General features: G+C 68.3%; 16 protein-coding genes and 1 pseudogene. 16 read left to right on the top strand and 1 reads right to left on the bottom strand.

Annotated features, from left to right (window positions below):
- Positions 1-116 precede the first annotated feature (116 nt).
- Positions 117-1457: a UDP-N-acetylglucosamine 1-carboxyvinyltransferase gene (murA, locus tag ACWFR4_RS23520; RefSeq protein WP_100593927.1), complete on the bottom strand. Its 1341-nt coding sequence runs from the start codon at positions 1455-1457 to the stop codon at positions 117-119.
- Positions 1458-1783: 326 nt separating this feature from the next.
- Here murA and ACWFR4_RS23515 point away from each other — a divergent pair, with 326 nt between their 5' ends.
- The 16 genes and pseudogenes from ACWFR4_RS23515 (at position 1784) to ACWFR4_RS23440 (ending at position 23703) form a co-directional block, all read left to right on the top strand.
- The gene (locus ACWFR4_RS23515; RefSeq protein WP_266671061.1) at positions 1784-2344 is read left to right on the top strand and encodes a YqgE/AlgH family protein; all 561 of its coding nucleotides are present in this window, start codon (positions 1784-1786) and stop codon (positions 2342-2344) included.
- Between the two features lie 100 nt (positions 2345-2444).
- Positions 2445-2732, top strand: coding sequence for a DUF3039 domain-containing protein (locus tag ACWFR4_RS23510; RefSeq protein WP_100593929.1), 288 nt, complete (start codon positions 2445-2447; stop codon positions 2730-2732).
- Between the two features lie 196 nt (positions 2733-2928).
- Complete coding sequence (locus tag ACWFR4_RS23505) at positions 2929-4221, top strand: extracellular solute-binding protein (protein ID WP_453654322.1); 1293 nt, start codon at positions 2929-2931, stop codon at positions 4219-4221.
- Between the two features lie 16 nt (positions 4222-4237).
- Positions 4238-5119, top strand: a pseudogene (locus ACWFR4_RS23500) (carbohydrate ABC transporter permease); the annotation flags it as partial.
- A 23-nt stretch (positions 5120-5142) separates the two neighbouring features.
- On the top strand, positions 5143-6021 hold the full coding sequence (locus tag ACWFR4_RS23495) for a carbohydrate ABC transporter permease (RefSeq protein ID WP_453654319.1): 879 nt from the start codon (positions 5143-5145) through the stop codon (positions 6019-6021).
- A 5-nt stretch (positions 6022-6026) separates the two neighbouring features.
- Entirely contained in the window at positions 6027-7673 is a 1647-nt protein-coding gene (locus ACWFR4_RS23490) for a beta-N-acetylhexosaminidase (RefSeq protein WP_453654317.1), read from the top strand.
- A 316-nt stretch (positions 7674-7989) separates the two neighbouring features.
- The gene (locus tag ACWFR4_RS23485) at positions 7990-8874 is read left to right on the top strand and encodes an FAD binding domain-containing protein (protein ID WP_453464800.1); all 885 of its coding nucleotides are present in this window, start codon (positions 7990-7992) and stop codon (positions 8872-8874) included.
- The gene (locus tag ACWFR4_RS23480) at positions 8871-10457 is read left to right on the top strand and encodes a 2Fe-2S iron-sulfur cluster-binding protein (protein ID WP_453654315.1); all 1587 of its coding nucleotides are present in this window, start codon (positions 8871-8873) and stop codon (positions 10455-10457) included. Before ACWFR4_RS23485 ends, ACWFR4_RS23480 begins: the two co-directional genes overlap by 4 nt.
- Positions 10454-12781: a xanthine dehydrogenase family protein molybdopterin-binding subunit gene (locus ACWFR4_RS23475; protein WP_453464795.1), complete on the top strand. Its 2328-nt coding sequence runs from the start codon at positions 10454-10456 to the stop codon at positions 12779-12781. Before ACWFR4_RS23480 ends, ACWFR4_RS23475 begins: the two co-directional genes overlap by 4 nt.
- Before the next feature lie 177 nt (positions 12782-12958).
- Entirely contained in the window at positions 12959-13519 is a 561-nt protein-coding gene (locus tag ACWFR4_RS23470; RefSeq protein WP_453654313.1) for a hypothetical protein, read from the top strand.
- A 1691-nt stretch (positions 13520-15210) separates the two neighbouring features.
- Positions 15211-16611, top strand: a complete 1401-nt coding sequence (gene mycP, locus ACWFR4_RS23465) for a type VII secretion-associated serine protease mycosin (protein ID WP_453464789.1) — start codon at positions 15211-15213, stop codon at positions 16609-16611.
- A gap of 636 nt (positions 16612-17247) precedes the next feature.
- Positions 17248-17700 carry a hypothetical protein gene (locus tag ACWFR4_RS23460; protein ID WP_453464786.1) on the top strand — a complete coding sequence of 151 codons (453 nt, stop codon included), beginning with the start codon at positions 17248-17250 and terminating at the stop codon, positions 17698-17700.
- A complete protein-coding gene (locus ACWFR4_RS23455) occupies positions 17700-19916 on the top strand; it encodes a hypothetical protein (RefSeq protein WP_453654311.1) in 2217 nt (738 codons plus the stop codon). The genes ACWFR4_RS23460 and ACWFR4_RS23455 overlap by 1 nt, the downstream gene beginning before the upstream one ends.
- Before the next feature lie 23 nt (positions 19917-19939).
- On the top strand, positions 19940-20566 hold the full coding sequence (locus ACWFR4_RS23450; RefSeq protein WP_453654309.1) for a hypothetical protein: 627 nt from the start codon (positions 19940-19942) through the stop codon (positions 20564-20566).
- A 615-nt stretch (positions 20567-21181) separates the two neighbouring features.
- Positions 21182-21829, top strand: a complete 648-nt coding sequence (locus ACWFR4_RS23445; protein ID WP_453464778.1) for a TetR/AcrR family transcriptional regulator C-terminal ligand-binding domain-containing protein — start codon at positions 21182-21184, stop codon at positions 21827-21829.
- 416 nt (positions 21830-22245) lie between these two features.
- Positions 22246-23703 (top strand): FG-GAP-like repeat-containing protein, encoded by a 1458-nt coding sequence (locus ACWFR4_RS23440; protein WP_453654307.1) that lies wholly within the window; start codon positions 22246-22248, stop codon positions 23701-23703.
- Positions 23704-24507: the final 804 nt, after the last annotated feature.

The raw sequence follows: 24507 nt of genomic DNA, 5'->3' as shown, positions 1-24507 counted from the left end.
CTTGTGGCTAGCCCAGTGCCTTGCCGGGCAGCTCGACCTTCGCGCCCAGCTCCACGAGCTTCTCCATGCTGTGTCTGCCCGGGGAGTGACCCCCGGACCCCCAGCAGGGCTTGTGGCTAGCCGAGCGCCTTGCCGGGCAGCTCGACCTTCGCACCCAGCTCCACGAGCTTCTCCATGAAGTTCTCGTAGCCGCGGTTGATCAGGTCGATGCCGTGGACGCGGCTCGTGCCCTGGGCGGCCAGGGCGGCGATCAGATACGAGAAGCCGCCGCGCAGGTCGGGGATGACCAGGTCGGCGCCCTGGAGCTTCGTCGGGCCCGACACGACCGCGGAGTGCAGGAAGTTGCGCTGGCCGAAGCGGCAGTCCGAGCCGCCCAGGCACTCACGGTAGAGCTGGATGTGCGCGCCCATCTGGTTCAGCGCGGACGTGAAGCCGAGGCGGGACTCGTAGACCGTCTCGTGGACGATGGACAGGCCCGAGGCCTGCGTCAGCGCCACGACGAGCGGCTGCTGCCAGTCGGTCTGGAACCCGGGGTGGACGTCCGTCTCCAGGGCGATCGACTTCAGCGAGCCGCCCGGGTGCCAGAAGCGGATGCCCTCGTCGTCGATCTCGAAGGCGCCGCCGACCTTGCGGTACGTGTTCAGGAACGTCATCATCGAGCGCTGCTGGGCGCCGCGGACGTAGATGTTGCCCTCGGTCGCCAGCGCGGCCGACGCCCACGACGCGGCCTCCAGACGGTCCGAGAGGGCGCGGTGCGTGTAGCCGCCCAGCTTGTCGACACCCGTGACCCGGATGGTCCGGTCGGTGTCCATGGCGATGATCGCGCCCATCTTCTGCAGAACGCAGATGAGGTCCTCGATCTCGGGCTCCACGGCCGCGTTCGAGAGCTCGGTCACGCCCTCGGCCAGCACGGCCGTCAGGAGGACCTGCTCGGTCGCGCCGACCGACGGGTACGGCAGCCGGATCTTCGTGCCGCGCAGCCGCTGCGGGGCCTCCAGGTACTGACCGTCCGCCCGCTTCTCGATGGTCGCGCCGAACTGGCGGAGCACCTCGAAGTGGAAGTCGATCGGCCGGCCGCCGATGTCACAGCCGCCGAGGCCCGGGATGAACGCGTGGCCGAGCCGGTGCAGGAGCGGCCCGCACAGCAGGATCGGAATGCGCGAGGAGCCCGCGTGCGCGTCGATGTCGGCGACGTTGGCGCTCTCCACGTGCGACGGGTCCATGATCAGCTCGCCGGGTTCCTCACCCGGGCGGACCGTCACGCCGTGCAGCTGGAGGAGGCCGCGTACGACCCGGACGTCCCGGATGTCCGGGACGTTGCGCAGTCGGCTCGGCTCGCTGCCGAGCAGCGCGGCGACCATGGCCTTGGGCACGAGGTTCTTCGCGCCGCGGACACGGATCTCGCCCTCCAGCGGGGTTCCGCCGTGGACAAGCAGTACATCGTCGGTGACGGTCATGAATCTCGCGTTCCGATGAGATGGACAGGACAGATGGGCAGGACCGCAGGGCGGAGCCGTCGGGCGAGGCCTTTCGGGCCGGGCCGCTGGGCGGGCCAAGGCATAAGCGTAAGGGCCGCCTACCCCCCTTCCGTAAGCCCAAGTGCACCGGGGGGACGTCATGACTTCGCTACAACACGAAATGTCGCTAAACGGGCGCGGAGGGTCACCTTCCAGGGGCGGTTCACGGCGCGCGCCCCGGGCGCGTGAGGCGTCTCTGAGCTGGGCGCACCCGGGAAGGGCCATTGACTCCCCGCTCGGAGGCAAGATGCGGGATCATGTCTGGCATGACCGAGGTGTCCTCGCTCACAGGGCGGCTGCTCGTGGCCACACCCGCCCTCACGGACCCGAACTTCGACCGGGCGGTCGTGCTGCTCCTCGACCACGACGAGGAGGGCTCGCTCGGCGTCGTCCTCAACCGGCCCACGCCGGTCGGGGTCGGCGACATCCTGGAGGGCTGGGGCGAGCTCGCCGGCGATCCGGGCGTCGTCTTCCAGGGCGGCCCGGTCTCACTCGACTCGGCGCTCGGCGTCGCGGTGATCCCCGGCGACGAAGGGCCCCTCGGCTGGCGCCGCGTCCACGGCGCGATCGGCCTGGTCGACCTGGAGGCCCCTCCCGAGCTGCTCGCCTCCGCGCTCGGATCCCTGCGGATCTTCGCGGGGTACGCGGGCTGGGGCCCGCGCCAGCTGGAGTCCGAGCTGACCGACGGCGCCTGGTACGTCGTCGAGTCGGAGCCGGGCGACGTCTCGTCGACGGACCCCGAGGGCCTGTGGCGCGCGGTGCTGCGACGCCAGCGCAGCGACCTGGCGATGGTGGCGACGTACCCGGACGATCCGTCGCTCAACTGAGGCCGTCGGCCGGTGTCGTGATCGAGGGGAATCGGGGGTGCGGGCCCTTCACCCCGAGGCCGCTGCCCCTTATCCCGGCGCTTAAGTACCCTTGGCTTCTATGAGCACTCTTGAGCCCGAGCGCGGGACAGGTACGGGGACCCTCGTAGAGCCGACGCCGCAGACATCGCACGGTGACGGCGACCACGAGCGCTACGCCCACTATGTCCAGAAGGACAAGATCATGGCGAGCGCCCTCGAGGGGACGCCGGTCGTCGCGCTCTGCGGCAAGGTCTGGGTGCCGGGCCGGGACCCGAAGAAGTACCCCGTGTGTCCCATGTGCAAGGAGATCTACGAGTCCATGGGCGCCGGCGGCGACAAGGACAAGGGCGGCAAGGACAAGAAGTAGCGGCCCCCGCAGCCGCGAAAGGTTCCTGAGCCTGCCGCGAAAGGCCCCCGAGGTGCGCATTTGTCGCGCCATGGGGGCCTTTGTGCTGCCTCCGCAACCGTTGCGCTCAGTGGTCTGGACCTCCTAGCCTCCTCTGTGTTGTGCACAGCAAAACCGCCATTGCGTATGTTGCAACGACACTTCGGAGGCTGCCCCCATGAAGCTCCCCGTCCGAATGGCCTTGCCCCTGGCCGCACTTGCCCTCGCCACCGCCTGCGCCCCCGGGACCTCGGACAACGGCTCCGCCGGGGACGACAAGAGCGGGACCCTGCGCGTCTGGCTCTTCCAGGAGGTCAACAACCAGCCGAAGCAGAAGGTCGTCGACGCGGCCGTCGCCGCCTTCGAGAAGTCCCACAAGGGCGCCGACGTCAAGGTCGAGTACATACCCGTCGAGACCCGCGCCGAGAAGATCAAGGCCGCCTTCAACGACCCGAAGAGCGCCCCCGACGTCATCGAGTACGGCAACACCGACACCGCCGGATACGTCAAGGACGGCGGCCTCGCCGACGTGACCGAGGAGTTCGGCGCCTGGTCCGAGGCCAAGGACACCGACCCGACGGCCGAGGAGTCCGTGACCGTCGACGGAAAGATCTACGGCGCCCCCTACTTCGTCGGCGTACGCGCCCTCTACTACCGCACCGACGTCTTCAAGGACCTCAAGCTCGACGTCCCGACGACACAGGCCCAACTCGCCGCCGCGGCACGGAAGATCCACAAGGAGAGGCCGGACCTGTACGGCCTCGCGGTCGGCGGCGCCTACACGTACGGCGCCATGCCCTTCATCTGGTCCCAGGGCGGCGAACTCGCCGAGAAGAGGGGCGGATCGTACGAGTCGACCATCGACAGCCCGGCCGCGCGCAAGGGCATCGAGGCGTACACGTCCCTCTTCGGCGGCGACAACTGTCCCGCCGCCAAGTGCGCGGGCATGGGCGGCAACGACACCGTCACCGCCTTCGCCTCCGGCAAGGCCGGCATGGCCATCGGCGGCGACTTCAGCCACCAGGCCATGGAGGACGGCAAGGTCAAGGGCAAGTACGCCGTCGTGCCGCTGCCCGGCGCGGACAAGGGCGACATCGCGCCGGCCTTCGCGGGCGGCAACAACATCGGCGTACTCAAGAGCACCTCGCACCGCACGCTCGCCGTGGACCTCATGAAGAGCCTCGCCTCGAAGAAGACGCAGGGCGAGCTCTTCGACGCGATGGGCTTCCTGCCCACGTACACGGACGTCCGCGAGAGCGTCGCGAAGAAGGAGCCCTTCGTCGCGCCCTTCATCAAGACCCTCGGCGCCGGAGCCAAGTTCGTGCCCGCGTCGCCCGCCTGGGGCCAGATAGACGCCTCGCTCGTCCTGCCGACCATGTTCCAGGAGATCGTCAGCGGACGTAAGGACGTGGCGACGGCCTCGCGGGACGCGGCGAAGAAGATGGACACCGCCTTCCGCGCCGCGGGCTGACCGCATGGCCATCACCGCCCGCCGCACCGGCGCCTGGACCCCCTGGCTCTATCTCGCCCCCGCTCTGCTCCTCCTCGGCGGGCTCCTTGTCTACCCCGTCTACCAACTCGGCCTGATCTCGTTCCTCGAATACACCCAGGCCCAGGTCAGCGGCGGCGAACCGACCACCTTCCAGGGGCTCGGGAACTACGCGACGCTCTTCGCCGACGAACAGTTCTGGCAGGTGCTGCTCGCCACGGTCCTGTTCGCCGCCGCGTGCGTCGTCTCCACCCTCGCTGTCGGCTGCGCCCTCGCCGTCCTGCTCACCCGCGTACGCGCCCTGCCCCGGCTCGCCCTCATGCTGGCCGCGCTCGGCGCCTGGGCGACCCCCGCCGTCACCGGCTCCACGGTCTGGATGTTCCTCTTCGATCCGGACTTCGGCCCGGTCAACCGGGTGTTCGGGCTCGGTGACTTCTCGTGGACGTACGGCCGCTACAGCGCCTTCGCGCTCGTCCTTCTCGAAGTGGTGTGGTGCTCCTTCCCGTTCGTGATGGTGACCGTGTACGCGGGCATCAGGGCGGTCCCGGCGGAGGTCGTCGAGGCGGCGGCGCTCGACGGGGCCTCGCAGTGGCGGATCTGGCGCTCGGTCCTCGCCCCGATGCTGCGGCCGATCCTCCTCGTCGTCACCGTCCAGTCGGTCATCTGGGACTTCAAGGTGTTCACCCAGATCTACGTCATGACGAACGGCGGCGGCATCGCGGGCCAGAACCTCGTGCTCAACGTGTACGCGTACCAGAAGGCCTTCGCGTCCAGCCAGTACAGCCTCGGCTCGGCGATCGGCGTCGTCATGCTGCTGATCCTGCTCGCCGTCACGCTCGGCTACCTGCGGATCCTGCGCCGCAGAGGGGAGGAGCTGTGAGCTCCGTACGTGCTGCGAGTTCCGTGAGCGCTGTGAGCTCTGTACGAGTACGAGTACGAGTACGGGTCCGGGTGAGGGTACGGCGGCCGTGGCGACTCGCCGCCGAGGCGTCCGCTCTCCTGATCGCCCTCGTCGTCGCCTTCCCCCTCTACTGGATGGTGCTCGGCGCCTTCAAGCCGGCAGGCGAGATCGAGTCGACCGAGCCGAGACCCTGGACGCTCGCGCCCTCGCTCGACTCCTTCCGGCGCGTCTTCCAACAGGAAGAATTCGGCCGGTACTTCCTCAACAGTCTGATCGTCGCGGGCACCGTCGTCGTGGTCTCCGCCCTCGTCGCATTCCTCGCGGCGACCGCGGTGACAAGGTTCCGGTTCAGGTTCCGCACGACGCTTCTCATCATGTTCCTGGTCGCGCAGATGGTGCCCGTCGAGGCCCTCACCATTCCGCTCTTCTTCCTCATGCGGGATTTCGGGCAGCTCAACACGCTCGGCTCACTGATCCTGCCCCACCTGGCGTTCTCGCTGCCGTTCGCCGTGTGGATGCTCCGGGGCTTTGTGAAGGCCGTCCCTGAAGCGCTTGAGGAAGCCGCGTACATCGACGGGGCGAGCCGCACTCGGTTCCTCTGGCAGATCCTTTTCCCGCTGGTCTTTCCCGGCCTCGTGGCGACCAGCGTCTTCTCCTTCATCTCCACCTGGAACGACTTCCTGTTCGCGAAGTCCTTCATCATCAGCGACACCTCGCAGTCGACCCTGCCCATGGCCCTGCTCGTCTTCTTCAAACCCGACGAGAACGACTGGGGCGGCATCATGGCGGCGTCGACGGTAATGACCATTCCGGTACTGGTCTTCTTCGTACTCGTACAGCGGCGCCTGGTGTCCGGACTCGGCGGCGCGGTTAAGGACTGACGTCAGTGACTTCGGCAGATCTCATTCCCGCACCCCGCCGGACGGCGCCCGGTGACGGCCTCCACGCACTCGGCGACGCCACCACCATCGACGCCGGCGCGGGCACCGAGGGCGTCGCCCGCTGGCTGCGCTCGACCGTCGGAGCGGCCACGGGCCTCGGCCTGCCCTACGCCGGCACCGGCGTTGACCTGCGCGACGGTGAAACCCGCATAGAGCTGCGCATCGACCCGGAACTCGGCCCGGAGGCCTACCGGATGATCGTCGACCAGCGGGTGGTCCGTATCGAAGGAGGCAGCGCGGCCGGTGTCTTCTGGGGAGCCCAGACGTTCCGTCAGCTCCTCGGCCCCGACGCTTTCCGGCGCGCGCCCCTCGAACCGGGCCGCAGGTGGACCGTCCCCACCGGCACTGTCGAGGACGCCCCCCGCTTCGCCTGGCGCGGCCTGATGCTCGACGTGTCACGTCACTTCATGCCCAAGGACGGAGTCCTGCGCTATCTCGACCTGCTCGCTGCCCACAAACTGAACGTCTTCCACTTCCATCTCACCGACGACCAGGGCTGGCGCATCGAGATCAAGCGCCACCCCAAGCTCACGGAGCAGGGCGCCTGGCGAGCACGCACGAAATTCGGCCACCGCGCGTCGCCCCTGTGGGACGACCGTCCGCACGGCGGCTTCTACACACAGGACGACATCCGCGAGATCGTCGCGTACGCCGCCGAACGGCATATCCGCGTCGTCCCCGAGATCGATGTCCCCGGCCACTCCCAGGCGGCCATCGCGGCCTATCCGGAACTCGGCAACACGGACGTCGTCGACACCGCCTCCCTCACCGTCTGGGACAACTGGGGAGTAACCCCGAACGTACTCGCGCCGACCGACGAGACCCTGCGCTTCTACGAGGGCGTATTCGAGGAACTCCTCGGCCTCTTCCCCGCCGACGTCTCGCCGTTCATTCACATCGGCGGCGACGAGTGCCCCAAGGACCAGTGGAAGCAGTCGCCCGCCGCCCAGGCCCGGATCGACGAACTCGGCCTGAAGGACGAGGACGAGCTGCAGTCCTGGTTCATCCGGCACTTCGACACCTGGCTCACCGAGCGCGGACGGCGTCTCATCGGCTGGGACGAGATCCTGGAGGGCGGCCTCGCGCCCGGCGCCGCCGTGTCGTCCTGGCGCGGCTACCAGGGCGGCATCACCGCCGCCCGGGCCGGACACGACGTCGTCATGTGCCCCGAGCAGCAGGTGTACCTGGACCACCGTCAGGCGCCGGGCGACGACGAGCCGATGCCCATCGGATACGTCCGCACGCTGGAGGACGTCTACCGCTTCGAGCCCGTCCCCCCGCAGCTCACGGAGGAGGAGGCGCGGCATGTCCTGGGCACCCAGGCCAACGTGTGGACCGAGGTGATGGAGAGCCAGGCCCGCGTCGACTACCAGGTGTTCCCGCGCCTGGCCGCCTTCGCCGAGGTCGCCTGGAGCGCCCTGCCCGCCCCCGCCGAGCGCGACTACGCGGACTTCCGGCGCCGCATGACCGCCCACTACGGCCGCCTTGACGCCCTCGGCGTCGGCTACCGCCCGCCCACGGGCCCCCTTCCGTGGCAGCAGCGACCGGGTGTGCTCGGACGCCCGATCGAGGGGGCGCCCCCGAACGTGTGAGACGCCCGCCGTACGCGTGCCCCGGGGCTTCGGCCCTGGGACCGTGGGACCGCACGAAAAGCCTTACAAAAATCACCGAAGAGTGGCAATGCGCGCTGACCGGCGACCAGGGGGGAAACCGACCCATCTCCCTGGTCCTCGGGGCGAAAGCCTCCTAGCGGACCCCCTCGCCGGGCCCCCGGGAAGATGTGCCAGAGTTGCCACGTCCGGCCTGTCAGCACGTACCGTACGGCGGAACAGGCGTAACGGCGCGAACGACGGCTCACATGCCGAAGCCGCCGGGCGAAGTGCCGGACATCGGGAAGGGGCAGCCGGTTTGACCACGCACGCAACGCAGGCCGTGACGCTCCCGGGCTCGCTGGACGAGGCCGTGGCAGCACTCGCCGCCATGCCCGCCGCGGTCCCGGTCGCGGGCGGCACCGACCTGATGGCCTCGGTCAACGCCGGACTGCTGCGCCCCGCCGCCCTCGTCGGCCTCGGCCGCATCAGCGAGATCCGCGGCTGGCAGTACCAGGACGGTCACGCTCTGCTCGGCGCCGGCCTCACCCACGCCCGCATAGGGCGCCCCGACTTCGCCGCCCTGATCCCCGCACTCGCGGCCGCGGCCCGCGCCGCGGGACCGCCCCAGATCCGTAACGCGGGCACCCTCGGCGGCAACATCGCCTCCGCCGCCGCGACCGGCGACACACTGCCCGTCCTGGCCGCACTCGAAGCCACCCTCATCATCGCGGGCCCCGACGGCGCGCGGCGCGAGGTGCCCGTCTCCCATCTGCTCGCGGGCATGGAGATGCTCAGGCCCGGCGAGCTCATCGGCTTCGTACGCGTGCCGCTGTTGCACGCCCCGCAGACCTTCCTCAAGGCCACCGGCCGCACCGGCCCCGGGCGCGCCCTCGCGTCCGTCGCGCTCGTCCTCGACCCCGCGAGGCGTGGCGTGCGGTGCGCGGTCGGCGCCATCGCGCCCATGCCGCTGCGGCCCCTGGAGGCCGAGCAGTGGGTGGCCTCGCTCATCGACTGGGACGGCGAGCGGATGCTCGTGCCCGAGGCGCTGACCGCGTTCGGCGAGTACGTCGCCGCGGCCTGCATCCCCGACGCCGCCCCGGCCCCGGACGGCACCCAGGAACAGCTGCCGCCCGCCGTACTGCACCTGCGGCGCACGGTCGCCGCGCTGGCCCGACGTGCACTTGGGAGGGCGCTGTCGTGACTGACGAGCACAACCACGGTGGCCACGGTGGCCACCAGGGCGGCGGCTGGGAGCCGTTGCCCCACGGCGACTACGACGCGGACGCCACCGCCTTCGTGCAGCTCCCCGAGGGCGGCCTGCCCGACGTGCCGCTGGCCGCGCCGGGACACGGCTACGTACCGCCGCAGATCACCATCGCGCCCGGCGGCCCCGCGGCCACGGACCCGGCGGCGACCGGTGTGTGGGTGCTGCCGCCCGACGTGACGGGCGCGCAGGCGGCGCCCACGGGTGCCGGGACCGGCGAGGTGCACTGGCCCGAACCGGCCGAACACGCCGAACACATCGAACCGGCCGCTCCGGAGGCGACGCCTTCGTACGGCCACGGGGCCGGGGTGACCGGGCAGTGGAACTTCTCGGACGTCGAGCACCAGGCGCCGCCCGCCCGTGACCATGCGGTGGCCGAACCGGCGGGGCAGGCGGGCCAGACCGGGCAGTGGTCGATTCCGGTCATCGCCGAAGGGGATCTTCCGGACGAGTCGGGCGAGTTCACCACGTCGTCCCTCGCCGCGCAGTGGGGCCGGACACCTCCGGCGACGCTGCCGGGGGGCGCGGTGGCGCCGTGGGCTGCGGAGGAGTGGGCACGGGAGTCTTCGCAGGGAGTTCCGGAGCCCGAGTTCGAGCCCGAGTTCGAGCCGGAGTTGGCGCAGGGGAACGTAAGCGACATACACGCCGTACACGGCGAACCCGAGCCGGTCGGGACGGCGGACGACGAGGCGCATGCCTTCGCGGACGTCGCCGCCGAGTCGGCGGAGGAGCCGGTGCGGGTGCCGACTGCCGAGGCTTCGAAGGTCACGGAGGTCACGGAGGTCACGGAGGTCTCTGCGGCTCCTGAGGTCGACGAGGCCCCCGAGGTCACCGAAGCCCCCGCTGCTGAGGACGCCGCCCCGGACGAGCCCGCCCCCGACGCCGTGGCCGCGCCCCTCCACGACGACCACCCCCTCGCCTCCTACGTCCTGCGGGTCAACGGCACCGACCGCCCCGTCACCGGCGCGTGGATCGGCGAGTCCCTGCTCTACGTCCTGCGCGAGCGCCTCGGCCTCGCCGGGGCCAAGGACGGCTGCTCACAAGGCGAGTGCGGCGCGTGCAACGTGCAGGTCGACGGCCGCCTCGTCGCCTCCTGCCTCGTGCCCGGCGCCACCGCCGCCGGCAGCGAAGTACGCACCGTGGAGGGCCTGGCCGTCGACGGGCAGCCCTCCGACGTGCAGCGTGCCCTCGCCGGCCGCTGCGCCGTCCAGTGCGGCTTCTGCGTGCCCGGGATGGCGATGACCGTGCACGACCTCCTCGAGGGCAACCCGGCCCCCACCGAACTGGTGACCCGCCAGGCGCTGTGCGGCAACCTGTGCCGCTGCTCCGGCTACCGCGGGATCCTGGACGCCGTACAGCAGGTCGTCACCGAACGCGAGGCGACGGCGGCGGGCGCGACCACCGCGACGGACTCGACGGGCCCGTCCGCCTCCGCGGGTGACGCCGGGGGCGAGGCCCGCATCCCGCACCAGGCGGGACCCAGCGCGACCGAAGGTATTCAGGACGGAGGCCTGGCGTGAGTGACGAAGCAACAGCCACCGCGCCCGCGGCCCCCGTGGCCGAGCCGCTGCCGCACGGCCTCGGGGCCTCCCTGCCGCCCGCCGAGGCGCGCGCCAAGACGGAGGGCACCTTCCCGTACGCGGCCGACCTGTGGGCCGAGGGCCTGCTGTGGGCGGCCGTCCTGCGCTCCCCGCACCCGCACGCGCGCATCCTCTCCATCGACACCACCCACGCGCGCGAGATGCCCGGTGTACGGGCTGTCATCACGCACGAGGACGTCCCCGGTGCGCCCCTTCCCGGCCACCGAGCCGCGGACCGCCCGGTGTTCGCCTCCGACGTCGTACGCCACCACGGCGAGGCCATCGCGGCCGTTGCGGCCGACCACCCGGACACCGCACGCATGGCGGCCGCGGCCGTCATCGTCGAGTACGAGGTGCTCGAACCGGTCACCGACCCCGAGCAGTCCTTCGCCGCCGAGCCGCTGCACCCCGACGGCAACCTGATCCGCCACATCCCCCTGCGCCACGGCGACCAGGACGCGGTCGGCGAGATCGTCGTCGAGGGCCAGTACCGCATCGGGCGCCAGGACCCGGCCCCCATCGGCGCCGAGGCCGGCCTCGCCGTCCCGCGGCCCGACGGGGGAGTGGAGCTCTACATCGCCTCCACCGACCCGCACGGCGACCGCGATCTCGCCGCCGCCCGCTACGGCCTCGAACCCGAGCGTGTGAAGGTCGTCGTCACGGGCGTGCCCGGCGCGACCGGCGACCGCGAGGACCAGAGCTTCCAACTCCCGCTCGGGCTACTCGCGTTGAGCACCGGCTGCCCGGTCAAACTCACCGCTACGCGCGAGGAGTCCTTCCTCGGCCACGCCCACCGCCACCCCACCCTCCTGCGCTACCGCCACCACGCGGACGCCGAGGGCAAGCTGGTCAAGGTCGAGGCGCAGATCCTCCTCGACGCGGGCGCGTACGCCGACACGTCCTCGGAGGCGCTCGCCGCCGCGGTCTCCTTCGCCTGCGGCCCGTACGTCGTCCCGCACGCCTTCATCGAGGGCTGGGCGGTCCGCACGAACAACCCGCCCTCCGGGCACGTACGCGGAGAAGGCGCCCTCCAGGTCTGCGCCGCTTACGAGGCGCAGATGGACAAGCTGGCGAAGAAGCTCGGCATCGACCCGGCGGAGCTGCGCCTGCGCAACGCCATGGCGACGGGCGACGTACTCCCGACCGGGCAGACGGTGACGTGCCCGGCACCGGTCGCCGAACTGCTGGGCGCGGTACGGGACTTCCCGCTCCCGGAGCTGCCCAGGGACACTCCCGAGGACGAGTGGCTGCTGCCCGGCGGCCCCGAAGGCGCGGGCGAACCCGGCGCGGTGCGCCGCGGCGTGGGCTACGGCATCGGCATGGTGCACATGCTCGGCGCGGAAGGCACCGACGAGGTGTCGACGGCGACGGTGAAGGTCCACGACGGCGTGGCCACGGTCATCTGCGCGGCGGTCGAAACCGGCCAGGGCTTCACCACTCTCGCCCGCCAGATCGTCCAGGACACCCTCGGGATCGACGAGGTCCAGGTCGCCCCCGTCGACACCGATCAGCCGCCGGCCGGCCCCGGCTGCCGCGGCCGCCACACGTGGGTGTCCGGCGGAGCGGTCGAACGCGCCGCGAAAATGGTCCGCACCCAGCTCCTCCAGCCCTTGGCACACAAGTTCGGCATGTCCACGGAGCTGCTCCAGATCGCCGACGGCAAGATCACGTCGTACGACGGAGTCCTGTCGACGACGGTCACCGAGGCGATGGACGGCAAGGAACTGTGGGCCACGGCCCAGTGCCGCCCGCACCCCACCGAACCCCTCGACGCCGACGGCCAGGGCGACGCCTTCGTGGGCCTCGCGTTCTGCGCGATCCGCGCGGTGGTCGACGTGGACATCGAACTCGGCTCCGTACGGGTCGTGGAGCTGGCGGTCGCCCAGGACGTGGGCCGGGTCCTCAACCCCGCCCAGCTGACGGCCCGTATCGAAGCGGGCGTCACGCAGGGCGTGGGCGCCGCCCTCACGGAGAACCTCCGCACCCCCAGGGGCCTGGTCCGCCACCCCGACTTCACGGGCTACGCGCTCCCGACGTCCCTGGACGCCCCCGACATCCGCATCGTCAAACTGGTCGAGGAACGGGACGTGGTGGCCCCCTTCGGAGCGAAGGCGGCGAGCGCGGCCCCGGTGGTTGCGTCCCCGGCAGCGGTGGCCTCAGCGGTCCGCGCGGCCACGGGCCGCCCCGTCAACCGCCTCCCGATCCGCCCGCAGGCGGCGGTGGTGACGAACGCGTCCGCTCCGGCGATGGCGTCAACGGAGTGATCCTGCCTGCCCGTTGCAACTTGTGACACGTCGTGTCGTTGTGTGACGCGTTGTGGATGGTCTCTGCACCGGGCCGCGTGTGAACTGACAGTGTGCATGGCTAGAGTTGTTGTCGAGACTTCGTAGACGACGGTGGCCGATGACCTTCGGCGAGCACGGGGGAACGGGGAGGACGCGATGGCAGAGGACGCGGGTGGCGGCGGCGGGGGATCGCCATGGGCATCCTTCGGCATTCTCGGCGCGGTGGGCGCGGCGCAGGCGGCGGTGGGCGAGGTCGTCACCGAGCTGGAGTCGTTCACCAAGTTCCAGCAGCGGGTTGATCAGTTGATCAAGGATTTGAAGGGCTCCGACGCCGGTCCCCAGAAGATCGGTCAAGAGCCGCTCAACCGCCACCAGTTCGGCGGAGGCGACGTCGGGTTCAAGGAAGCATCCGGTCTCTACTCGTCGTACTCAACGGTGATGAACGAGCTGGAGAACCTCTCGAAAATTCTGTCCGACTCCATTGAGGGCATGGGCATCGCAGTGTTGGCCTCGCACAAGGGCTACGCGAACATCGATGACGATATCCGGCGTCGGATGCAGGCGATCAGTGCCGAGACGACGCGGCATTACGGCGGGGAGTACGAGCCGCCGACCCACAAGAAGAGTGACGACGGTTCCACTGGCGGATCCGGCAAGGGCGGCACGGACGCGGCCCCTGGCGGATCTTCGGGTGGCGACTCGGGCGGAGCGATCTGATGGCAGAAGCACCGATTGACGGCGGCAGCAGCGGCATCGGAGGTACCCAGTTCTCGGGCCTCACTCATGAGCAGATGCTGGAGTGGCTCGACCAGGCCAACAGCGGCGGGGTCCAGGCGGCGGCGGGCCGGCTCGCGGCTGCCGCCAAGGAGATTCACAAGATTGCGGATGACCTGAAGATCCGTCCGCAGTGGGTCAGTTGGAAGGGCGAGGGCGCGGATGCCTTCCGCGGATGGGCAGCCGACCTGGCCAACGCGACAGTCCGGCTGGGCGACTTCAGCCAGGACTCGTCCAAGTGGATGGGGCAGGCGGCCACCGCGATCGGTACCGCCCAGGCCTCGATCCCCCGGGACATGCCGAGCGCCAAGGCGAACCTCGATGCGGCGCACGCCGCGCACAACGACCCGGATGCCCAGGCGGTCGCGTCGAAATCGTCGAGCGAGCTCGCGGCTCTCAAGGCCGACCGGGAGAAGGTCCGCCTTGAGGCGGCGGCCGAGATGACAAAGTTGGGGCAGGCTTATTCGCTGTCGTCTTCGCAGATGGACTCGCTGGATAGGCCTAAGTTTCCACCGCCGCCCACCGCCATCCAAGACCCTGATATCGACCGTTCCTCAACTGACGTGGCTCGCCCCGGGACGGGCGGCGCTACCACCTCGTCGGGGGGCGCAACAACGGCCCCGTCAGCCCACAGCGGATCCGCGGCGAGCGCGGCCCCTTCGCGGTCGGCAGGCGTCGAAGCGACGGGCGTGAGCGCTGTACCCGGGCACGCGTCCGTAACGCACGAGCTCGTAGAACCTCCTGCGCGGATGGGTATCGATTCGGTCGGAACGCTTCCGGATGCGCCTCAGGCAACCCCTGCGCAGACGGTGGGGCACACGCCAACGCCTTCGCCCACGGGGGTCCCCAGCGTCGGGCCCAGCTCCCCGGCCTTCGGAACGCCGGTCGGCGGACGTGTGATCGGATCGCCAGGTATCAACGGGCGGGGCGTTACACCGCCTGCCACAGCGGGCGGAACGGGAAGGACTGCGACGCCGCAGGCGACGGGGCGTCCGGCCACCCCTGGGATGCGTGGTGGTCCGACGACACAGGGCCCGAGCGCCACGCCCACCGGACGTGCGGGAACCCCCGGAGCTCCTGGTCGGCTGCCGACGAACAACGGTGTGGCGGGTGGCCGTCCGCAACCCGTAACCGGCAGGCCTGCAACGGGAATTCCGCGCGGCACAGTCGTGGGCGGCGAGTCTTCCACCGGTAGCGGTCGTGGCCCGGCGAGCCAAGGGCCCGTGACCGGCAAGCCCACGGCCTCGGGGGCTGCGGGTACGCGAGGCGCAAGTTCGGGCCGGGCTGTCACTGGGGCTACTGGCGCGAAGGGCGGCATCGTCGGTGGGCGGCCGCAGTCGCCATCGGGCCGGTCCGGCGCGCGCTCGTTCAGCTCGGGCGGTACGGGGTTGGTGCGTGGCCAGGGCGGAGCGCCGGGTGGTTCCCCGGATGATGCCCACGGCGCGAACCAGACCAGCCGCACGACGGGCACTGGAGGCGCTCCTCACAATGCCCGGCCCGGCTCACGCCGTGATGACCAAAGCGAAGCTCGCCCTGATTATCTGACGGAGGACGAGTCGACGTGGCAGCCTGATGCCGGTCGCAACGTGCCGCCGGTCGTCGGCGACGTGACCAGGAATAACGAGAGGTAGCGCATGCCCACCACCAGCACTCGTCACCGACGCCGCGGTGCGGCGGCAGCGTCCGCTCTCGGTTTGTTGTTGGTGGGCACGGCAACTACTTCCGCACACGCTGACTCGACGCGATCCCAGCAGTGGTTCCTCGACGCCATGCAGGCCGAGAGCATGTGGAAGACCAGCACAGGCAAGGGCGTTACCGTCGCTGTCGTCGACACGGGTGTTGATCCGTCGAACCCGGATTTGCAGGGCCGCATCGTGCAGGGTGAGGACCTGGCTCCCGATGAAGCCGGCGACGAGACCACCGACCGGAACGGTCACGGGACAGGCATGGCAGGTCTCATTGCTGGAACCGGGGCGTACGGCGGCGGACAAGGCTCCTTTGGCCTTGCTCCGGGCACGAAGATCATGCCGATCCGACTGCCCGACGTGACGAAGTCCGCGAACAAGTGGGAGTCCGAGGCCAAATTCGAAGACTCCGTAGCGACGGCGATTCGCTACGCTGCGGATCACGGAGCACGGGTCGTCAACATCTCTCAAGGGGTTGCGGGGGAGCCGGGGGATTTCTCAAAGATCACCAAGGCCGTCGACTTCGCCTTGAAGAAAGGTGTGTTGATCTTTGCTGGTACTGGAAATGACGGTGACAAAGGCAATTCCCTCAGCTTTCCCGCAGCCACACCGGGCGTAGTCGGCGTCGGGGCCATCGGGAAGGATCTCCGCCGGGCGGCGTGGTCGACACACGGAGCTCAGGTCGACATGTCCGCGCCCGGTGAAGACATGCTCCATGCATGTGGAGGGAAGACCGGCCTGTGCAAGACGGACGGAACCAGTGACGCCACCGCCATCGCCTCGGCCAGCGCGGCTCTTATTTGGGCCAAGCACCCCGACTGGACGAACAACCAGGTGCTCCGGGTCATGCTCAACACGATCGGCGGCCCCACGGATGGCGCTAAGCGCAACGATGCCATCGGCTACGGCATCGTCCGCCCCCGCATCGCCCTGAAGACCCCAGGCGACCCGGGACCGGCCAACAAGTACCCGCTCCCGGACTACCCAGTGGCGGCCAAGTCGCCGTCCAACGCCCCCTCCAAGGGCTCGGGCTCCAAGGCCGGGGAGGACACGGCGCCGGCTGCCGCGTCCAAGGGCGATGACAGCAGCACGCCCCTGTGGATCGGTATCGGTGTGGGTGCCGCAGTGGTGATCGCCGCGGCCTTTGCCGTCGGCGTTACTCGAAGTCGCAAGCGCAGGGCTGCTCAGCAGCAGCCACCCTCGTACCCCCAAGCTGACCCGACGGCCCCCGCACCTGGCCAGCCGCAGCAGTACCAGCCCTTCGGAGCTCCGCAGACGCACCCCGTGAGCCACGACCCGAACTCGCCGTACGGCGGGCAGCATGGGCGGGGTCCGGGCACGCACGGCTGAAGTCCCGCGGTGCGAGAGACATCTAGCCCCTTGGAGCGCCTCGAATTGCGGTCGGCCGCCGACCATAGAACAGCGAGAGGTAGTGCATGGCCACCGCCAGCTCTCGTCGTAGATGCCACGCCGTAGCCAATTCGGGTTTCGAGGGCTCGCTGTTGGTTGGGCCTCGGCTGGCGCGGCTCACGCGGACACCACTAGGTCCGAGTAATGGCTCCCCGACCAGTCCAGGCTGTCGGGAGGCCATACACCGACTACGACGGACATGTAACGGATATGCCGACCTGACCGTACGCACCGGGTGCGTACGGCGGAGGCGAGGGTCCTTTCGGGCTCGCGCCGGATGCTGTTGTCCCAGTCCCCACCGCGGTACGAGACAGCGACATACGAATCAGCCGCATGTGGCCCCGAACTACGGATCCCAATCGCCGTACAGCGAGCGCAAGGACCAGGTAAGCCACACAGTGTCTGGCAGGCAGGCGATGGAGTAACTGTCCTATGCCGAATAGCGCTTGAATGTCGAACGACTCGGTTCCATCCAGGCTGAAATATTGATAGCTCTTGCAAACAAGCAGAGTGCATGGCCAGGTTCATAGGAAATGCGCTTGTACCAATGTGGTACTCACGGGGGAGGGGTCTCGCATGGCGTGGAAAGAGTGGGAAGAACTGAAGGCCCAAGCGGCCGAGAAACGCGCTACGGGGATGCAGTTGAATCAGTTGGCGGCCCCGGGCGGCGGTGGAGGTGATAACGAGCAGGGCGACCTGCGCGTGAACCAGACCGATCTGGCCGCAGTCGGGGACGCGGCGTATCGCTTGTACGGAGGGCTCGATCACTACGGCGATCACGCCCGCACCGCATCTATGGCTGCCGCCGGAGGCCTGAAGTCGGAAGGCTTCGAGGTTGGCGAGGGTCTCGATCACGTGGCCGAACGCTGGGTGGACCAGGTGCAATCTCTTCTCGATGCTTGCGCCCACATCTCTAATCATCTCGACTACACCAAGGGCGCGCACGCCAAGGATGAGGTGTACATCGGGGGCACGATCAGCAGTATCTCCCAGTTGGGCAAGGGATTCGACGACAGGGCGAAGCACTGATGGATCTTGACGCTCTTCGATTCGCTAACTTTTCTAAGTTCGGCGAGGCCGTCACCGATTGGGAGGAGATGGTCAAAAAGCTCAAGGACCTCAAGGGGGACGCCGAGCAGGACCTCAAGAAGAAGGCCATCAAGGCTCGTTGGGCCGGCGTAAATGCTGGAGTGACTCGCGAGTTCATTGCGAAGACGGCAGCGGAGTTCGCGGATGCCCACACGCAAGCAGACACTATCGCGAAGATTCTCAAGGATACTCTCGACGAATTGAAGCGCTACTCTGAGCAGCTCAATGATGCTATTCATCGCGGAGTGAACAAGAACCTCACGGTGATAGATACAGGCAGCGGCACCTTCCGTGTTGAGATGAACATCCACCCCGACCGCGCTGCCATGGGCACAGATGTGCCTCACCATAGCCATCAGGACGTGAACGACTTCAGGGACGAGATCGCTGGCATCCTCGGCGATGCCACCCAGTCCGACAAGTCGGCGAAGGATGTCCTCAAGGCAATCGTAGATGCGGTCAAATACGGCTTCTCTGATGCCAGTTATCCCGACAGGGATCATGCCGCGCAGGCGCTCAAGGACGCCGAGAAGATGGCCAAGATGGCAAAGCATCCGGAGGGCATGTCGCTCGACGACGTCGCCGAGTTTAACGGGTACTTGAAGAAGTACCACGACGATCCTCTGTTCTCGGAACGCTTCGCGACTCGTCTCGGGGCCAAGGGAACGCTTCAGTTCTGGACCGACGTATCGGATAAATTCGCGGGAGCTAGAGGTGTAAATCTAGACCAGATGAAGAGTCTGCAGAAGAATATGAGCATGACTCTGGCTACTGCATCTTTCTCGGACTCGGCTGGCATGCAGGAGTGGAAGAAGAACATCGTCAAGGAGAGCAATACTAGATTGTTGGTCGACCCCACGGATCCGAATAGGAGTCCGGTTGGGGCTCTGGGTGCTCAAGTGATGAGTAGCTTGATGCAGCAAGGGCAGTTCGACACTGAATTCCTGGATGAATACCGTGCCAAGCTATTCAAGGCCGACATGGGGGCTGGTCAGTCGAACACCAAGGACCTCTGGGCGACCGGGAACCAAAACGTGGATCTCGTCTTCGGTAAAGAGGACGGCCGGGATCCCCTGAATGGCCTGTTCGGTGCCCTCTCTCATAACCCCGAGGCGGCAGTCAATGCGTTCGAGTCCAAGTCGGATCTCAATCACATGCTGGGCACCAGCAAGTACACAGACCGAGGGGCGTCGCTAGGGCACGCCCTGGAGGCTGGAGTGACCGGAGTTGCCGCAGGGGATGAGGCGCATGCTGCCCTTCCGCACAGTAAGACGCAGGTCGCAATCATGAGGAACATCATGCACGCGGTTGCTGATCCCGGGGCTGGGGGCCTCATTGGTTCCGATCCAGGGGGTGGGAGCCTCGTTGACGAGGCAATCGGGGAGAGTTTCGGACACATGGCGGCGTCGTACATGCCAGAAATCAGCAGGGCGCTGGGTGGCCCAAGTGCTGAGAACGTCTTCCTCTCGACGAGTGCGGATCCCACTGGTTTGGAGCGGACGGATGTGACGCGTTTCCTGACAGAGGTGGCTCACGACGCTAATGGTAGGGCCGCTATTCGATACGGCGAGACCATTTACACGGGAAGCCTTCTGGACGCGCACATGGCCGATCCGTCGTTGTTTGACGGGACTCGAAATCAGGTCATCACTGATATCGGCCAGAATGCGGGAATCATCGAGGGAATCGTCGGTCATTCCGTGGCGGATGTGGACATCGGCAGTGCCCAAGAAGTGGAGAAGGCTGAGAACGAGGCCACGAAGCGGCAGGGGGAGTTCTTTAAGACCGTCCTGTCGACAGGCGTTGGAGTCGGGGCGGTGGCGCTGGTCCCTGAAACCATTCCGGGCGCGCTGGCGGGAGCTGTGGCGGGTGGCTTCTTCGGCGGAGTTTCCGGCATGGCTGTCGACCGCATCTTTGACGGTCGAGAATTGGATACAGCCACAGATGAAGCCCTTTACCGAACGGGTCAGGAACTCAACAGGACGCAGGACTCCGTTAATCAGCAGACTCAATGGTCGGTTGAAGATGCGCTGAAGCGACACCACGTGGACTTGCCGAAAGATAGCACTAGCGATCTCGTTCGGAACGCGGTCAACCATGGCTGGAGCGAAAGCGACAGGATCATGGAAGATTCAGAGAAGCGCCCTACCGCATAAATAAGGTCAGGAATTTATTCGTCGTGAGAAAGAGTCTGAGAGATTTCGGGATCGGCGCGGTGATTGTCTGTGGGCTGATAATTGGCGGCCTGTTCGGGTACCAGCAAATTTTCACCAAGGGGCTAGACCGGCTTCCGGAAAAGGTGTGCGATGGAGCTGTCGATCGGGAGACTGCGGCCCACGTACTGCCCGACGCCCGTTCGGCGAGTGAAGATGGCGGCATGACGGGAACTGGCGAGAACTTCCTCTTCGGTTGCCGCGTGGACACAACTGGCGACGAGGTCGTTTCCGGGGAGGTTAAGGTCCAGGACGCCTCTGCGAAGAGCTGGAGCGACTTCTACCAGGGCTACGGTGGCTCAGAAGAAGGCAAGGCGTTGCATGTCGCTGCCAATGAAGTGCGGGCGCTCTCGAAAACCCGAATCGCGTCTGTGTATGTGCCTTGCGTCCCATCCGGCGTCAAGGCATCCAATGCGAGGCAGTCCTATGCCTTGATAGCCGAGGTAAGGGTAGTTGGGGAGAGCCGAGCCAACGGGGCGGCGCTCCGGCAGGGCCTAACAGACTTCGCATACCAGCTCACAAAGCATGCCTACAAGGTTGGCAAGTGCCAGAAGGCCTTGACATTCCCCAAAAAACTTCCCGACTACCCATAGGGAGTAAGGGGATAAGACTCCACTAGAAGTGAGAGTCGGAGGCGCGGGGAGCCCTTGTTCGGATCGTCCCAAGTTCCCGCCACCGTCTGAAGCGCTTGTGCCGCCTGGTGGTCACAGGTCCTTTGATGCTGGTGGGCAGGACGCAACAGCGCATCGAGGGGCGCCGGTTCGGGGAGCACGGTGGGTGCGGCTATCCCAGGCGTCCGTCAATGCCTGCTGCGCCGGCGCCGTCGGCATCCTCCGTGGCGCTGGATCGGCAGCCACGGTTGGGTGGGGCGTCCAGATGCGGCGTGGCGCCACCACTGCCGCGCGACGTTGGCCGGCGCGGCAGCAGTGACGATATCCCCCGTTATCCCCCGTTGTGTGAGCCGGTTCGACCCGGGCTCACGTCCCCCGTACGCCCATGCGCGACGCGCTAATGCTCCTTGCCACGCATTAGGGTGTGGCCACGCTATCCGCAAGCCGGTCGGGCGCGCAAAGCGAAACCGGCAGGAATCGTCCTGACCGCACGTGAAGATCTGGTGCCCACCGGATCCGTGCCCGGTTGGCGTCCGGCTGCGGCCTGCCCGGCGGCTCGGCGTTTGCCTTGGTGTCGCGGCGTCTACATTGGCGTCGATGACTGAGCGACCACAGCACGGCTCCGCCCGCCCCGGCGGACGGACGGCCCGCACCCGCGCGGCCGTCCTCGCGGCCGCGCTGCACGAGCTTGAAGAGACCGGTTTCAGCGGGCTCACCCTTGACAAGCTCGCGGCCCGTTCGGGTGTGCATGTCTCGACGATCAGGCGCCGCTGGCGCAGCGTCGAGGGCGTCGTCGTCGATCTGATGGCCCAGCACAGCAAGACGATCGCCACGCCGGACTCCGGTGAGTTCCGTCAGGACCTGTACGAGCTGGCCGAGGCCATCGCCGGGTTCCACGCCCAGCCGCGCAGTCGCAACCTCGTCGAGGCGATGGTGGCGGCCGCCGCGTACGACCCGCACATCGCGGATCTTGTCCGCGGCGCTTTCGTCGCGCGCACGGAGGTCGTGACGCAGTTGGTGCGTCGCGCCGTCGATCGGGGGGAGGTTCCTCCGGACACGGATGCGTACGAAGTCATCGCGGCGCTGGGCGCGCCCTTCTACTACCGGTTGCTCATCATGCGGGCGGACATTGATGAGCGGCTCGTTGTTGCGAGCGCCGAGGCGGCTTATCGGGCGGCGTTGGACGGGGTGTTCTGTGGGGAGGGGGCCGGCGGGCGCTCGGGTGGCGGCGTGGTGCGCGATTGAGGTCGGGGCGGGCCGGCCTGACGGGCTGGCTGGTGGGTGATCATGTTTCGGCCGCGCGGGCTCCCCACGCGGTCATGTCCCGGGTCGGCCCCTGGCGCGCGCCGACGGTCGTGACCTCGACGTTCACGCAGCCGGCCCTCCTCCGCGGCCGACCAGGAGTCGGCCGGCCCTGCGGCTGGTTTCCCAAGGCGCCTCGGGGCGAGGCCAGGGAAGACGCGCTCGGACAAGGCCGTGCGGCCCAGGCATGGCGTCACGACAACACCGGAGCCGCACGGCTCACTTCATGCCCCGGAAGTGCCCCGATCGTCCCCGTGCGCCACGTCGTTGGCACCAAAACCTCGCCTGTCCCGTACAACCCTTCAGGCTCACCAGAGGTCATCTCCGAGCCGCACGTATGGCCTGGAGGAGAGGAACCCATGTCCCGGTCCCAGCACAAGCGATCCCGGCGTCCCGTCGTCCTGGGCGCCACCGCCGTCGCGGCTGCCCTGGCCGGTGGCCTTCTCATCACCCTGCCCGGCGGCGCGAGTGCCGCCGCGTCGGGCCTCGCCGACGACTTCAACGGTGACGGCTACCGCGATCTGGCGACCGGCGCCCCGGGTGCTGTCGCGGGCGGGAAGGCGAAGGCGGGCGCCGTGGTCGTCAACTACGGCTCGTCGAGCGGTATCAGCGCCGCGCGCCACAAGACCACATCGCAGAGTTCCTCCGGCGTGCCGGGCGCCTCGGAGACCTCGGACCGCTTCGGCACCGAACTCGCGCACGGCGACCTCAACAACGACGGCTACGGCGATCTGGTCGTGGGCACACCGCGGGAGGACGTCAGCGGCGACGTCGACGGCGGTTCGGTCACGATCCTGTGGGGCGGCTCGTCCGGCCTGTCGGGCGGCACGACGATCAGCGACCCGAACGCGTCGGGCCACGACCGGTTCGGCCAGTCCCTCGCGGTCGGCGACTTCACCGGTGACGGGAAGGCCGATCTGGCGGTCGGTTCCACCGGCAAGGACGTGTGGATCTTCAAGGGCGGCTTCACCAAGTCCGGCGGCGCGGCCGGGAAGCTGCGCTTCGACGCGCAGATCGAGGCCGGCGCGTACCCCGACGGTGCCGTCCAGCTGGCCGCCGGGGACTTTGACAACGACAGGACGGACGACGTGGTGGTGGGGTCCGCCGCGGGCAACTTCGTCTACCGGGGCGCCTCGTCCGGACCCACGCTGCAGACCGAGGTGGGCGAGGGGTACGCGGGCGCGCTCACCGTGGCCGACTTCGACCGCGACGGGCACGACGACCTCGTCGTCGGCACCGACTTCGTCGACATCCTGGACCAGAAGGCGAAGGGCGGCTACGTCACCGTGTTCTACGGCGGTGCGGCGGGCGTCGACACCAGCCGCAGCGCCGTCCTCAGCCAGGACACGACGGGTGTGCCGGGAACGGACGAGTCGAACGACTCCTTCGGTGGCGCACTTGCCGCGGGCGACGTCAACGGTGACGGCTACCCGGATCTCGCCGTCGGCGCGAACTTCGAGACCATCGGCTCCGCGGCCCAGACAGGCAACGTCTGGGTGTTGCGCGGTAGTGCCTCTGGCCTGACGGGGACCGGCGCCCAGTCCTTCAACCAGGGCACCTCGGGTGTACCGGGCGCCAACGAGTCTTCGGACTTGTTCGGCGACGCCATCCACCTTGCCGACCACAACAAGGACGGCCGCGCCGATCTGTCGGTGGGCGCGGGCGGCGAGAACAGCGACGACGGCGCCGTATGGGTCCTGCGCGGCTCCACCGGAGGCGTCACGGCCACCGGCTCGGTGAGCTTCGGTGCGTCGTCCGTGGGCATCGGGAAATCGGGGGACGACCCCATGTTCGGAGACGTCATGTCGGGCTCCTGAACACGTAGACAGACAGCCGGAAGGGGCGGCACCGGAGGATTCCGGCGCCGCCCCTTCCGTTGTGCGCAAGTAGATCCTTCCGTTGTGCGTAAGTAGATGCGGTGTCGAGGGAGCGATCGACTCCGGCCGAATCAGCGTGCCCTCGCGGCGCCGCTCGCACGACTCGTTCATGGCGATGACCAGCGCAGACGTGTGTGTGACGGTCGCGCGCCGGGCGTGCAGATCGAGCAAACGTCGGCCATCTGAGGGCCCGCGTCCGCTCCTGTGTACTTACTGTTGAGTACGAGGGCCGTCCGGCTTCCCCCGTAGCTGGGCGGCCCTCATCCGTGACTTGGCGGCTCTCATTCCGTTTGCGTAAGGCCCGTGGTCATCCGGCGGCCGCTTGGTGGAGTTGCAATGGTCCAGGCCTATCGTGAGGCGGCACTGCCGCGTCACGGGGGTGGCAGGAGCGGTCGGTGGGGCCCCGTATCCGACACGGGGCCCTGTACGACCCGTCGGGTCCAGGGTCGTTGTCGACGTGGTCCGTTTTTTACCGCATTTGGCCAGGGCGACTGAGTGTGGGTTCCGGCGGGGCCGTACGTTGGGAACGCGAACGTCGCGGTGAGCTCGGAGAGGACGGCAGTGGTGACGACAGGTGAGACTTCTGGTCGCCAGGAACCGGCGGACGGCCCTGAGCCGCGCTCTTACGAGCCAGGACCCTCCGCCGGGAAGCTGATGCTCTTCGTGGCGGTGTTTGTTGCGTTTGCGGTGATTGTGGTGGGTGGGGGCGTGATTCTTACGGCTGGGGGGTGACGCGTCGCGTGC

The sequence above is a fragment of the Streptomyces sp. NPDC055140 genome, from assembly GCF_053607285.1.
Note: the sequence above shows the minus strand (reverse complement) of the source record. Positions and strands in the feature narration are given on the sequence as shown.